Origin of the sequence: Marinobacter halodurans, from assembly GCF_004327985.1 — a bacterium.
Lineage (GTDB): Bacteria > Pseudomonadota > Gammaproteobacteria > Pseudomonadales > Oleiphilaceae > Marinobacter_A > Marinobacter_A halodurans.
In genome coordinates, this window is the sequence record NZ_SJDL01000137.1 from 1 (window position 1) to 1,190 (window position 1,190).

Consider the following 1,190-nt stretch of genomic DNA (forward strand, 5'->3'; position numbering starts at 1 on the left):
AAAGAGCGTGCAGGGTAGACTTTGACATGGCGTATCATTCCTCTGTTGGTTGTGATCTGGCGAGATCAACCAACAGGATACGCCACCTCTTCAACTTGCCTCCATACACCAGAAATCACCATAGCTCGGAGTATCTCTCAGATACCGAAACCCGCGTGACTAACGCTTTAGGAAAATCGTCCATCTATCATTACGAACCCATTCAAGGGGCCAAACGGCTTGTTCAAATTGAAGGGCAGGCTTCGTCTAACTGCGCGGCGGCCAATCGCGAGAATGAGTACGATGGCGATGGGAGGCTGGTTAAAGCAACCGATTGGGACGGCCATGTCACTCGCTACGAGTACAACGAACGCGGTTTGGTGACGAATGCGACCTTTGGTGCAGGAAGCAATGTCAAGAGAGTGACAACAACTGATTGGCACAGTGCCACGAGCCTGCCGACCAGAATTTCAAATCCCATCAAAGCTGTTGAATATCAATACGACGACAAACAACGGTTAATCCTGCGTTCCGAACTGGGTACCGATAACTAAAGGCTCAAGGATTGAACATGCCAGAATATTGTCATCTAACTCGCTTTGTCAGCGACCGCCAACTCTTAAAGCTTTTGGCAATATGTCTGATTCTTATGGTAGTTCCGATGTCGCAAGCCTCCGCTGATAACGTGTGTACCGTAAGAACATGTGGTTACGCAGGCTGTACATTTCAAAAATATGCCTCGTCTCCAGTGTCAGGATGCAGTCCGGATACGCCGACTTATGAATCTGGCAACGAATATTACTGCTATAGAAACAGATGGACTGATAAAAGAGTCTCTTGCGATGCATCGAGCTGCCCATCAGGAAGCAAATTCGATAATGATTTAGGTGAGTGCGTCACCGAAGAAAAGCCCTCATGTGCCTCCGTGGTCGGTGACCCCATCGATGTCCGTAACGGCAACAGCTACCAGACCGAGCAGGATGCCTCGGCCGGTGGCCTGACCCTGCAACGACGCTATCTCTACACCGTGGGTCCGAACCCTGAAGCGCTCGGCCAGGGCCAGTGGTTTTTTCCCTACACCCAATCCATCGAGGCACGAACTAAAACAAGTGGGGATGATGGCCTGACCACCTATGCCGTCAACTGGACCGGCGGGGTGCGTTATACGTTCAAGGGCAACGCAACGGCGGGCTATGCCTTTACGTCCTGGC

Annotated in this window: 2 protein-coding genes; both read left to right on the forward strand. The window is 51.2% G+C overall.

Annotation, left to right across the window (positions count from 1 at the left end):
- On the forward strand, positions 1-533 hold a 533-nt coding region (locus tag EZI54_RS23790), incomplete at its 5' end, for an RHS repeat domain-containing protein (protein WP_207389344.1).
- Between the two features lie 371 nt (positions 534-904).
- The coding region (locus EZI54_RS23795; protein WP_131484325.1) for a DUF6531 domain-containing protein at positions 905-1,190 on the forward strand (286 nt) is incomplete at its 3' end.